Below are 10,894 nucleotides of genomic sequence, written 5' to 3' on the forward strand. Positions count from 1 at the left end.
GACCACCGGCGCCAAGACCAAACGATCCCTGATCGCCTACGACCACTGAGAACATCGGACTCATTCATCTAGGGAAGCGGCGCCCCCAGCCGCTCCGCGGCCCGGTGCGCCTCCGTCAGTACGCCGCCGAGCTCCTCGTACAGCAGCCGCCCGTTGCGCTTGACCGGGCGCCCGGCCACCAGGACCGTATCGACGTTCCCGGGGTGCGCGGCGGTCACCACGGCCCCGATCGGGTCGTGCGCGACCGGGGCAAGGTTGATCGCGTCGGCGCGCAGCAGCACAAGGTCGGCGCGCTTGCCGATGCCCAGCGAGCCCACCTCGTCGGCCAGCCCGAGGGCCGCGGCACCCTCGGCGGTGGCCAGTCGCAGCACATCCGCCGCCTTGATCTGGGACGCCCCGGAGCCGTTGTCACCGTCGAAGTGACTGCTCATCAACGCGGCGCGCATCTGCGAGAACATATCGCTCGGCGCGGAGGTGACCGCGTCCGCGCCCAGCCCCGTGGTGATGCCCGCCCGGCGCAGCCGCCCCGCCATCGGGGCGCCGAAGCGCATCGAGGCCTCGATCGCCGGGGTGATCGCCACCGCGCCGCCGGAGTCGGCGATCAGCCGCAGCTCGGAGTCGGGCAGCGAATTGCCGTGCACGTACAGGGTGCCGGCGGTGAGCAGCCCCTGCTCGTGGAGCGCGGCGATCGGCCGCTGTGCCACCGGCCCGGCCTGCACATGGACGGCGATCCGCATCCCCAGCTCGCGGGCCAGCAGCCAGTCCTCCCGTACGGCCTCGTCCGGCGCGAAGGACGGGCCGACGGGGGCGAGGGCCATCGTGACCAGCGCATCGCGCGAGGCGAAGTGCTCGGCGTGCACCTGGCGCACCCAGTCGGCGCGGCGGGCGGCGTCGTCGAAGACGGGGTAGCCGTAGCCGAAGACGGCGCGGATGCCCGCCTCGCGCAGCGCCTGTACGGCGGCCGCGCTGTGCTCCGGCGAGTACTGGACGTGCGAGAAGTCCTGGACGGTGGTGATCCCCGCGTCCAGGCACTCCAGCGCGCCGAGCAGGTTCCCGGTGTACACATCGGCGGGGGTGAAGCGGGCCGCGAGATCACCGAGGATCCGGCCGAGGTAGCCGTCGAGGCTCTCGTCGACCGCGGCTGACCGCAGGACCGCCTGCCACAGATGCCGGTGGGTGTCGACGAAGCCGGGCAGCACGATCAGCGCGCGGGCGTCGATCACCTCAAGGTCCGGGTCGGCGTCGTCGAGGGGCAGCGCGGTGCCCACGGCCGCGATCCGGCCGTCCTCGACGAGGACATCGGTGTGCGGGTGGACGACGGGATGCGGGTCGGTGTCGATGACCAGGCCGCCCCGCAGAAGCAGGCGCGGTGGGTGGTGGTGCGCGGTCCCCATGGCGGTCTCCCTCAGCACGCTCGGAAGATAGCTTTCTGGAAAGGCTTTGTAGAAAGCTATCACGGTGCTGAATTATTCTCCTGATGTGACCGCAGGACCCACCCCAGGACCCCCCGACCCAGGACCCGACCCCGTCGACGCGCTGATGGGCGCCTGGCGCTCCGAGCTGCCGGATGTGCTCCGCCCGACGACCGAGCTGTCGAAGCGCATAGTGCTGCTCGCCGGCGCACTGGACGAGGCCACCCGCGGTGTGCTGCCCGAACTCGGCCTGACGGTCGCCGAGTTCGACATCCTGATAGCGCTGCGCAGGGCCGGCGAGCCGTACCGGATGAAGCCCAATGAACTGGCCCGCGCCCTGCTGCTGTCCTCCGGCGGCACCAGCAACGTCATCAACCATCTGGCCGACCGCGGCCTGGTCGTCCGCGAGCCCTCACAGGACGACGGCCGCAGCACCATGATCCGGCTGACAGCGGACGGTGTGACCACCGCCGAGCGTGCCGTCCGCGCCAATGCGGAGGCCCACGAGGCCGTCTTCGCGGACGCCTCCCCCGCGGCCGTGAACGTGGCCACCCGGGCGCTGCGCGAGGTGGGCGTCCGTCGCCGCCCCGCCCCGCGCCCGACCCGTACGGGACGGAACCGCAGCCGGTCCTGAGGCGTACTGCCTGGTCAGGGCACGTTGACCGGGTTGACGAAGGTGCCCGGGTGGGTGGCACCGGACTGGTCCAGGATGGCGCCGCCGTAGGGCCACTTCAGCTGGAAGTGCTGCTTCTCGTTCGGCGGGGTGATCAGCACCATCTCCGGCTCGACCTTCTTGTCCTCGCTGCTGACCGAGGGCAGCAGCCGAATGGTGAAGGACGTCGTGCCGCCCGGCTTGAGCACGACCGGGACCGGCTTCTTCGAGGAACGCGGCAGGTCGAGGGAGCCGCCGTCGGTGCCCTTGATCTGGACGCCGGGGAAGCCGCTGATGGTGCAGCTGCGGCCGCCGATGTTCTTCAGCCACACCGCGGCGGTCTGCTGCGCATCGCCGTGCATGTCCGGGACGCCGCCGCCCGAGGAGCCCCAGCCGGCCTGAAGGGTGGCGGTGGTGCAGCGAGCGGCGGAACCGCCCTTCGCGGAGGTATTGGAGGCCTTCGAGCCGTTACGTGCGGCAGCACCCGAGCCGTTCGAGGAGGAGCCCTGGCCGGCCTTCGGGCCGGCGGCCGGGGTGTCGGATCCCTGCGCCGCGGACGAGTCGGAGCCAGAACCGGAGCCGGAGCCGGCGGATGCGGCGGCGCTCGGGGCTCCCGCGGCGTCCGGCTTGCCGCTCTGGCAGGCGGTCAGCGAGAGCGCGGCGGCCGCGATCACGGTGGCGACGGCGGCCTTGCGGCCGTGGCGGAGCAGGCTGTGGTGCGACATCGGGGTCCCCCTGGTGGTCGGTGCGTGCCGTTCTCCGGTCCGTTCCTCGGTCCGTGTAGACCACACTGACCGCCCCCGCTGGTGATCAGCTAACACCTCACTAACGTCCCGGAGGTATCCGGCCTCGGTAGCTGGATATCTGGGATATCTGAAAAAACCTCTGCCGAGCGCACATCCATTGGCCCGTCTCATGCGTCTCATCGGCAAGCGGCAGACTCATGTAGCCGTACTGCAGGGTCATTTGGAGTATTCACTTTGAAAACTGGCATCAAGCGTCTTCGTCGGCTGTCCGCGGTCGCCCTCACGACCGGAGCCGTCCTGTCGGCCGGGGCGTTCGCCGCTCCGGCACAGGCCGCCACGCCCGCGACGCCCTCGATCGTCGCCCAGGGCGGCTACGTGATGAACAACGGCACCGGTAAGACCTTGTTCACCAAGACCGCCGACACCCGCCGGTCGACCGGTTCCACCACCAAGATCATGACGGCCCGGGTGGTGCTCGCACAGCCGAACCTCAACCTGGATTCCAAGGTCACGGTCCAGAAGGCGTACAGCGACTACATCGTCGCGAACGACTGGGCGTCCTCGGCCCGGCTGATCGTGGGCGACAAGGTCACCGTCCGTCAGCTCCTTTACGGGCTGATGCTCCCGTCCGGCTGCGACGCGGCGTACGCGCTGGCCGACAAGTTCGGCAGCGGGACCACGCGGGACGCGCGCGTGAAGTCGTTCATCGGCAAGATGAACTCCACTGCCAAGAGCCTCGGCCTGACCAACACGCACTTCGACTCGTTCGACGGCATAGGGCACGGTGCGAACTACTCGACGCCGCGCGATCTGACGAAGCTCGCCAGCAGCGCGATGAAGTACTCCACGTTCCGTACGGTCGTGAAGACGAAGTCGACCAAGCAGAAGGTCGCGACGAAGAGCGGCGGCTACCGCTACATGTCGTGGGAGAACACCAATGCGCTGCTCGGGACCTACTCGGGCACCATCGGCGTCAAGACCGGCTCCGGCCCGGAGGCCAAGTACTGCCTGGTCTTCGCCGCGACCCGGAACGGCAAGACCGTCATCGGCACGGTCCTCGCCTCCTCCTCGGTGGCCAACCGCACGGCGGACGCGAAGAAGCTGATGGACTACGGCTTCGCGAAGTAGCCCGACCTGCCACAGGCGTGGGGCCTGCGCACGACCGACCGGTCGTGTGCAGGCCCCTTTGCCGTTGCGGTCTCTGCTGTCTTTGCTGTCGGGTGTGCCGTCGTTCCGAAGGCGGCCGGCGCCTACGGGTGGTAGAGCGCCCGGGCGCGGGCCGCGTCGATGGGCGCGTCCGCCGGTATGTCGAGGAAGTACCGCACCTGCCACGCCTGCGTGGTGCGGGCCTGGCGGTTCGTTGTCGTGACCCACGGCGGGTAGACGCGGAACCCGCGCTTCCCGCCGGAGCCGTTCGTTGAGACGACGTTCCGCTCGCAGAGCACTTCGCGCGGAAAGATGAACTGCCCGAAGTGGTCGCCGTCACGGGAGCTGATGACGAAGAGATCGACGGGATCCGCGGCGTCGAACGGCTCGATCGGCCCTCCCGGCGACCGCTTCCACACCGTGACGAACTGACCGACCTTCGTCGGTGTCGTTTTGGCCGCCCGGAACCGGACGGAGGAGTCGTCCAGGGTGAATCCGTATGCCGCGTACTCGGCGCTCTCCGCCTCGGGTACCGGCGGCGAGCAGCTGAATCCGCTCGGGTCGTAGATCAGCGCCTTCGCCGCGAGAAGATCGCTGTGGATCGCTTCCGCGGACGGCCAGGGGTCGGGACCGGGACCGGCGGTGGGTGCGGCGGAGGGATCCGGGCGGTTTGTCGTCACCCCCGCATCCTGTCATCGCCGGCCGTCGAACGCGTCGGCGGTGCGTTACGTCGCGTCGGCCGCGGCCTGTAGTGCGGCGATGTCGATCTTCTTCATGCCGAACATGGCTTTCATGGCGCGGGCGGCACGCTCCTGGTCCGGATCGTTCAGCATCTCGGCCATGCCGCCGGGGGCGACCTGCCAGGACAGTCCGTACTTGTCCTTCAGCCAGCCGCAGGGGCCCTCCTCGCCGCCTTCGGAGAGCTTGGTCCAGTAGTAGTCGATCTCGTCCTGGTCGGCGCAGTTGATCAGCAGCGAGACCGCCTCGTTGAAGGTGAACTCCGGGCCGCCGTTGATCGCGGTGTACGGCTGGCCGTCCAGCTCGAACTCGACGGTCAGCACGGTGCCGGCGGGGCGGGGACCGGCTTCGTTGTAGTAGGTGACGTTCTTGATCTTCGAGTGGGGAAACACCGAGCAGTAGAACTCGGCGGCCTCCTTGCCCTCGGTGTCGAACCAGAGGTTGGGGGTGATCTGGGGCATGGCACTCTCCTGGCGTGGTCTGCGGGTGGGCCTCGTGCCCGGATGGACCGCTGTCTGTAGTGACCGCTGCGCCGGGCGAAACTCATCGCTCCGCGTCCGACACCCTCGTCTTGACCTTGTCTCGACGCTAGGCACTCCGGGCGTCGCTCGCCACCGTTCCGGCCGCGGCGGCCCNGACGCTAGGCACTCCGGGCGTCGCTCGCCACCGTTCCGGCCGCGGCGGCCCATGGCCCATGGCGGCGGGCCCGGCTCGTCCCTTCGTCACTTCCAGGTGAAGGTCACGTCCCGGGTGTCGATATGCATACCGAGCGGCACCCGCCAGGCGTCCACGCACACCCGCCAGGTGCCGGTCTTCTTCTTGCCGGGGGCGAGGGGCAGCGGGAGCTTGTGGGGGGAGGTGATCGTGGCCCAGTCGATGCCGAGGGCGCCGATGATGTGGGTGCCGAAGGTGACGGTGCCGGCGGTGACGGGGTGGTCGCCGGTGTTGAGGAAGTCGAGGGTGACCTTCTCGCACCAGCGGACGTCGGTGTCGGCGAGGCCGGGCTTGCCGACCAGGAGGCCGGCGGGGGCGTCCGGACCGGCCGGGATGGTGGGGGAGGGCGGCTCGGGGGAGGGAGAGCCGGGGGAGCCGGGGGAGTCGGGCGACGGGGTGGAAGTGCCCGGCCGGGAAGGCGAGTTGGGCCTGGTGGGCCTGGTGGGCCGGTCTTCGCCGGCGCCCGTGGATGGCGCGGAGGGGCCGGGCGGGGCGGCGGATTCGCCGGGGCCGGCGGGGCTTTGCGGGGTTACGGATCCCGATCCGGGCCGGCCGGGAGTCGTACGGCCACCGCTGCCGCCTCCGTCGTCACCACGCGCTGTGCGGTCTCCGTCGCCGTCCAGCGGCGTCAGCTCGACGCCGTCCTGTGGTGGTACCGCCTTCGTCGGCGCGCGCCCGTCGGCGGGGCCGGCCGCGCCCACCGCGACATAGCCCGTTCCGGCCGCGCTGCCGCAGCCGGCCAGCAGGGCACCCAGACACAGCACGGCCGCCGAGGCGGAGGCAACAGTCGTCGTCCGTCGCATCGGGCCAGTGTTGCTGACGGAGTGTCAGGTGTACAGAGGTCGGTGAGGGATGCTCTTGACCTCAAGTCTGATCGAGGTCCTAGCGTCCCTCTTCATGACGAAAGACAACGAACAGGCCGATGTCGGTGCCCTCGCGGCGCAGCCCGTGGGCTATTGGACCTGGGCGGCCTCCCAGGCGCTTCTCCGGCACATCCGCGGCGCGATGGCCCGGACGGACATCTCTCAGCCGCAGTGGTGGACGCTGAATCATGTCGATGCGTCCGCGGAGGGGCTCACCCGCGCGGAAGTCTGTGCGCGGCTGGATGCGTTCCTCGGGGAGCTGGGGCCGGACGCGATGGAGCATGCGGTCGACAGCCTTCTGCACCGGGGCTGGCTCACCGCTGACGGCGCCGGCCGTCTGACGCTCACGGACGCCGGACGAGAGGCCAAGGAGCGGACCAAGGTGCTGGTTGCCCAGCTGCGTTCGGAGATCCATGAAGGCATCACGGACGAGGAGTATGCGGCCGCGCTCACGGTCCTTCAGCGCATGATCCGCAATGCCGGCGGCACGGCGATGCCGCGCTGATGACGTGTTGACGCCGCGCTGAACTCGCGGCTCACAGAGGTGAAGTGGGTCCTGATTCTCAACAACTGTCCGCCGAGCGGCACGGAGCGTCGTACGGCCCCTCGGCGGACCGTTCCTCAGTCGGAGATGAGGCCCTCGCGCAGCTGCGCCAGGGTGCGGGTGAGAAGGCGGGAGACATGCATCTGGGAGATGCCGACCTCCTCGCCGATCTGGGACTGCGTCATGTTGGCGAAGAAGCGCAGCATGATGATCTGGCGCTCACGGGCCGGGAGTTTGGCCAGCAGGGGCTTGAGGGACTCGCGGTACTCCACGCCCTCCAGCGCGCTGTCCTCGTAGCCGAGGCGGTCCGCGAGGGAGCCCTCGCCGCCGTCGTCCTCGGGGGAGGGGGAGTCGAGGGAGGAGGCGGTGTACGCGTTGCCGACGGCCAGTCCGTCGACGACGTCTTCCTCCGACACCCCCAGGCACAGGGCGAGTTCGGGGACGGTCGGGGAGCGGTCCAGCTTCTGGGAGAGCTCGTCGCTGGCCTTGGTGAGGGCCAGCCGGAGCTCCTGGAGCCGGCGCGGTACCCGCACCGACCATGACGTGTCGCGGAAGAAGCGCTTGATCTCGCCGACGACGGTCGGCATCGCGAACGTCGGGAATTCCACCCCGCGTTCGCAATCGAAACGGTCGATCGCCTTGATCAGACCGATCGTGCCGACCTGGACGATGTCCTCCATCGGCTCGTTGCGGCTGCGGAAGCGAGCGGCCGCGTAGCGCACGAGCGGGAGGTTGAGCTCGATGAGCGTGTCACGGACGTACGTACGCTCCGCGCAGTCCTTGTCGAGCGAGGCCAGCCGCAGGAACAGGGAGCGGGAGAGCGTGCGGGTGTTGATGGCGTCGTCGTCATGCACGTGCGGTGCGGGCGCGGGAATCGCGGGAAGCACCTTCGAGCTGCCCAGTTCTACGGACATGCCACCCCCTTGAGGTCGCTGCGGCATCCCCGGGCCGGGGTGGACCGAGGAGTGATACCTCCACCTGAATACCGGAGGCAGCGCTACGGCAAACGCGGTTCCTGCAGAATGTCACATGTCGGCAACACGCTGTAGCGCCATGTCGACATATCTGCGCAGGCTGAGCGGGGACGGGTAGCCCGTCCCGGTTAGGCCTCGATCCTGTTTGCGGATCGCAGCCGGGCGAAGCTCCGCGACAGTAGCCGGGACACATGCATCTGCGACACCCCTAGCTCCGCACTGATCTGCGACTGCGTCAGATTGCTGTAGTAACGCAGCAGAAGGATCCGCTGCTCGCGCTCGGGCAGCTGGACGAGGAGGTGCCGTACGAGGTCGCGGTGCTCCACGCCGGCCAGCTCCGGGTCCTCGTATCCGAGGCGGTCCAGCAGGCCGGGCAGGCCGTCGCCCTCCTGGGCGGCCTCCAGGGATGTGGCGTGATACGACCGGCCGGCCTCCAGGCACGCCAGCACCTCGTCCTCGCCGATCTTCAGACGCTCGGCGATCTCGGCGGTGGTGGGGGAGCGGCCGTGCAGCACCGTCAGATCCTCGGTCGCGCCGTTGACCTGCACCCACAGCTCGTGGAGGCGGCGCGGCACATGGACGGTGCGGACATTGTCTCGAAAGTAGCGTTTGATCTCGCCGACGACGGTCGGCATCGCGAAGGTGGGGAACTGGACGCCCCGGTCCGGATCGAACCGGTCGATCGCATTGATCAGGCCGATGGTGCCGACCTGGATGACGTCCTCCATCGGCTCATTACGGCTGCGGAAGCGCGCCGCGGCATAGCGGACCAGCGGCAGATTGGCTTCGATCAGTGCGGCACGGACGCGGGTGTGCTCGGGGGTGCCGGGTTCGAGGTCCGTCAGCTCCGCGAACAGCACCTGCGTGAGCGCCCGCGTGTCCGCGCTCCGGCTCTCGCGGGATGGAGCCTTGGGCGCAGTACGGGCCGTCACGGTCACGCCACCCTTCACAGTGCATGTATCCGGCAAAAGCGGTCATAGCATCACAAGACATGTGCACTGTGTGCAAGCACCCCATAACGCCGTGTTGAACAGAGAGTTGGGTGGCCGGGGAAGGTATGAACGGCAGGCGGGTGGTGGGGCGGGCCCGGGGGTATGGCAAAGCCCCCCGCCCGTGGGGGCGAGGGGCACTGCGCGGAAGGTGTGGGAGCGCCGCGACTCAGACCTCGTAGTCGGCGATCACCCAGGTGGCAAATTCGCGCCACTGGGCGGCGGCCGCTTGGTGGGCCGGGTGCTCCAGGTAGCGCGTGAGGGCGTCCTTGTCGGCCACGGCCGAGTTGATCGCGAAGTCGTACGCGATGGGCCGGTCGGTGATGTTCCAGGCGCTCTCCCAGAACGTCAGCTCCGGAATCTCGTCCTCCAGCGCCGCGAACGCGCGGGCGCCGGCCTGCACCCGCTCCTCGTCGCGGGAGACACCGTCATTGAGCTTGAACAGGACCAGGTGGCGGATCACAGGTGCCTCCGTGCGGCGGGCGACCACCGGGGGCCCGCCAGGGCGGCCGGTCCCTAGTGGATCAGCTGGGTCATGAACTCGCCGACGCCCTGGGCGGCGGACGAGATGCCCTCGAAGCCTATCTGGACCAGGTCGGCGGCCCGCTGCGGGGAGGTGATGATCGTGTACAGCACGAAGACGATGATCATGTACAACGCGATCTTCTTCGCCTGCGCCATCGTCCCCGTCTCCCCTACGGCAGTCCCTTACGGCAATCCCCGCAGCTCCCGGCTGCGTCGGGCGAGTGTAACCACAGGTGTTCGATCGTGGGAGCCGCGCCCGCGGGACCGGCTCGCCGGACGCTTCGCCCGCCGCCCCGCCGGGCGCGAGCACCGATCCGGACTTCATGGACCAAAGGCCCGCCAAGGGTGCTCCTTCGCCCGCCTGTTGAGGCCGCCGGGCCCGGACCAGGGCCTCACCGCGGGCTCCGGCCCGCCGCCGGGGCTCCGTCGTGCCCGGTGCAACCGTCCGGAACCGCCCTCGCGTCTGTCACCTCGTACGGCTCGGCGTACGGCCCGGCGTACGGCGCGGCCACCGCCCGGCAGGCATGCATCATGTACGCGACAGATCGGAGCGCGGCAGCGCGCCGCGGCGCGGCGGACGGCCGCGTGGGACGACGAAAGGACCACGGGCTCCAACGATGAAGATCGACTGGGACCGGCGTACCTGCGCGCGCCGCGGGCACATCACCTACCTCCCGCACGAGGAGCACCTCCGGGAGAAGCTGCGCGCGGCCACCGCTCTCGGCGAGGCCTGGCGCTGTCTGCGCTGCGGCGACTTCGCCCTGGGCCACCCGCACGGCTCCGGGCCGGCCGCCGACGCCCCGCTGGTCCCGCGCGGCAAGGTCCTGCGCGATCTGTTCATCCTGCGGTTCCTGGCCGTCGAACGAGCGGTGCGCGGAGTGTTCATCGTGCTGGCCGCGATCGGCGTCTGGCAGTTCAGCAACCGTAAGGACGCGGTCCGCCGGTTCTTCGACGAGAACCTCGATGTGATCCGCCCGGTGGCCCGCCACTTCCACTACGACCTGGACCACTCACCGGTCGTCGGCACCATCCAGAAGACCTTCGGCTACCGCCATTCCACCCTGATGCTGGTGGCCGCGCTGCTGCTGGCGTACGCCCTGGTGGAGATCATCGAGGGCGTGGGCCTGTGGCGCGCCAAGCGCTGGGCGGAGTATCTGACGGTGGTGGCGACGGCGGCGTTCCTGCCGCTGGAGATCTACGAGCTGACGGAGAAGGTCAGCTGGCTCAAGATCGCCACGCTGGTGATCAACATCCTCGCGGTGCTCTACATCGCGGTCACCAAGCGGCTGTTCGGGCTACGGGGCGGCCGCGCGGCCTTCGACGCCGAGCGCCACAGCGCCTCCCTCCTGGAGGTCGAGACCTCCGCCGGGGTGGCCGCCGCGGCCCATAATGGCTGAACGCACGACCCAAAGGGGGGACCGAACAATGCCCATGAACTCCGCACGGCCCGAGTCCGATTCGTCGTACGCCACCGCGCGCCCCGCTGCGCCCATGACCCGGCGCCGGCCGGCCGTCGTGCTGGCGCTGCTGATCGGCCTGCTGGCCGCGGCCGTCGCACCGGCAGCGGCGGCCGGCCGCGGTACGGACACCG

At 69.7% G+C, this 10,894-nt stretch carries 13 protein-coding genes; 4 read left to right on the top strand and 9 right to left on the bottom strand.

The features are described 5' to 3' along the window. Positions 1-68: 68 nt before the first annotated feature. Positions 69-1,412, bottom strand: a complete 1,344-nt coding sequence (locus DY245_RS24845; RefSeq protein WP_244943236.1) for an amidohydrolase family protein — start codon at positions 1,410-1,412, stop codon at positions 69-71. Positions 1,413-1,479: 67 nt separating this feature from the next. On the opposite strand from DY245_RS24845, the gene DY245_RS24850 reads away from it, so the two are divergent. After that, a complete protein-coding gene (locus DY245_RS24850) occupies positions 1,480-2,046 on the top strand; it encodes a MarR family winged helix-turn-helix transcriptional regulator (protein ID WP_244943237.1) in 567 nt (188 codons plus the stop codon). A gap of 14 nt (positions 2,047-2,060) precedes the next feature. On the opposite strand, the gene DY245_RS24855 is transcribed toward DY245_RS24850, so the two are convergent. Continuing rightward, positions 2,061-2,789 (bottom strand): DUF4232 domain-containing protein, encoded by a 729-nt coding sequence (locus DY245_RS24855; RefSeq protein ID WP_128509457.1) that lies wholly within the window; start codon positions 2,787-2,789, stop codon positions 2,061-2,063. 255 nt (positions 2,790-3,044) lie between these two features. On the opposite strand from DY245_RS24855, the gene DY245_RS24860 reads away from it, so the two are divergent. After that, a complete protein-coding gene (locus DY245_RS24860; RefSeq protein ID WP_128509458.1) occupies positions 3,045-3,938 on the top strand; it encodes a D-alanyl-D-alanine carboxypeptidase family protein in 894 nt (297 codons plus the stop codon). 122 nt (positions 3,939-4,060) lie between these two features. Here DY245_RS24860 and DY245_RS24865 read toward each other — a convergent pair whose 3' ends face one another. The 3 genes from DY245_RS24865 to DY245_RS24875 form a co-directional block, all read right to left on the bottom strand. Next, positions 4,061-4,525, bottom strand: a complete 465-nt coding sequence (locus tag DY245_RS24865) for a MepB family protein (RefSeq protein ID WP_128509465.1) — start codon at positions 4,523-4,525, stop codon at positions 4,061-4,063. A gap of 156 nt (positions 4,526-4,681) precedes the next feature. Beyond that, complete coding sequence (locus DY245_RS24870) at positions 4,682-5,155, bottom strand: VOC family protein (RefSeq protein WP_128509459.1); 474 nt, start codon at positions 5,153-5,155, stop codon at positions 4,682-4,684. 261 nt (positions 5,156-5,416) lie between these two features. Next, on the bottom strand, positions 5,417-6,211 hold the full coding sequence (locus tag DY245_RS24875) for a hypothetical protein (protein ID WP_181923850.1): 795 nt from the start codon (positions 6,209-6,211) through the stop codon (positions 5,417-5,419). A gap of 94 nt (positions 6,212-6,305) precedes the next feature. On the opposite strand from DY245_RS24875, the gene DY245_RS24880 reads away from it, so the two are divergent. Then, positions 6,306-6,776, top strand: coding sequence for a MarR family winged helix-turn-helix transcriptional regulator (locus tag DY245_RS24880; RefSeq protein WP_128509460.1), 471 nt, complete (start codon positions 6,306-6,308; stop codon positions 6,774-6,776). A 116-nt stretch (positions 6,777-6,892) separates the two neighbouring features. Here DY245_RS24880 and DY245_RS24885 read toward each other — a convergent pair whose 3' ends face one another. The 4 genes from DY245_RS24885 to DY245_RS44630 all read right to left on the bottom strand — a co-directional run bounded on the left by DY245_RS24885 (position 6,893) and on the right by DY245_RS44630 (position 9,459). After that, a complete protein-coding gene (locus tag DY245_RS24885; protein ID WP_026169669.1) occupies positions 6,893-7,729 on the bottom strand; it encodes an RNA polymerase sigma factor SigF in 837 nt (278 codons plus the stop codon). 188 nt (positions 7,730-7,917) lie between these two features. After that, on the bottom strand, positions 7,918-8,727 hold the full coding sequence (locus DY245_RS24890; protein WP_030084976.1) for an RNA polymerase sigma factor SigF: 810 nt from the start codon (positions 8,725-8,727) through the stop codon (positions 7,918-7,920). A 220-nt stretch (positions 8,728-8,947) separates the two neighbouring features. Continuing rightward, entirely contained in the window at positions 8,948-9,241 is a 294-nt protein-coding gene (locus tag DY245_RS24895; protein ID WP_128509461.1) for a Dabb family protein, read from the bottom strand. A gap of 53 nt (positions 9,242-9,294) precedes the next feature. Further along, the gene (locus DY245_RS44630) at positions 9,295-9,459 is read right to left on the bottom strand and encodes a hypothetical protein (RefSeq protein ID WP_181923851.1); all 165 of its coding nucleotides are present in this window, start codon (positions 9,457-9,459) and stop codon (positions 9,295-9,297) included. A gap of 461 nt (positions 9,460-9,920) precedes the next feature. On the opposite strand from DY245_RS44630, the gene DY245_RS24900 reads away from it, so the two are divergent. Beyond that, positions 9,921-10,700, top strand: a complete 780-nt coding sequence (locus tag DY245_RS24900; protein ID WP_128509462.1) for a DUF2127 domain-containing protein — start codon at positions 9,921-9,923, stop codon at positions 10,698-10,700. Positions 10,701-10,894: the final 194 nt, after the last annotated feature.

Origin of the sequence: Streptomyces inhibens (assembly GCF_003389455.1) — a bacterium.
GTDB classification, from domain to species: domain Bacteria; phylum Actinomycetota; class Actinomycetes; order Streptomycetales; family Streptomycetaceae; genus Streptomyces; species Streptomyces inhibens.

What these genes read in the sequence shown, in the direction of transcription:
- DY245_RS24855 (WP_128509457.1), bottom strand. Translation starts at nt 2,789, where the DNA reads ATGTCGCACCACAGCCTGCTCCGCCACGGCCGCAAGGCCGCCGTCGCC.
- DY245_RS24870 (WP_128509459.1), bottom strand. Translation starts at nt 5,155, where the DNA reads ATGCCCCAGATCACCCCCAACCTCTGGTTCGACACCGAGGGCAAGGAG.
- DY245_RS24875 (WP_181923850.1), bottom strand. Translation starts at nt 6,211, where the DNA reads ATGCGACGGACGACGACTGTTGCCTCCGCCTCGGCGGCCGTGCTGTGT.
- DY245_RS24880 (WP_128509460.1), top strand. Translation starts at nt 6,306, where the DNA reads ATGACGAAAGACAACGAACAGGCCGATGTCGGTGCCCTCGCGGCGCAG.
- DY245_RS24885 (WP_026169669.1), bottom strand. Translation starts at nt 7,729, where the DNA reads ATGTCCGTAGAACTGGGCAGCTCGAAGGTGCTTCCCGCGATTCCCGCG.
- DY245_RS44630 (WP_181923851.1), bottom strand. Translation starts at nt 9,459, where the DNA reads ATGGCGCAGGCGAAGAAGATCGCGTTGTACATGATCATCGTCTTCGTG.
- DY245_RS24900 (WP_128509462.1), top strand. Translation starts at nt 9,921, where the DNA reads ATGAAGATCGACTGGGACCGGCGTACCTGCGCGCGCCGCGGGCACATC.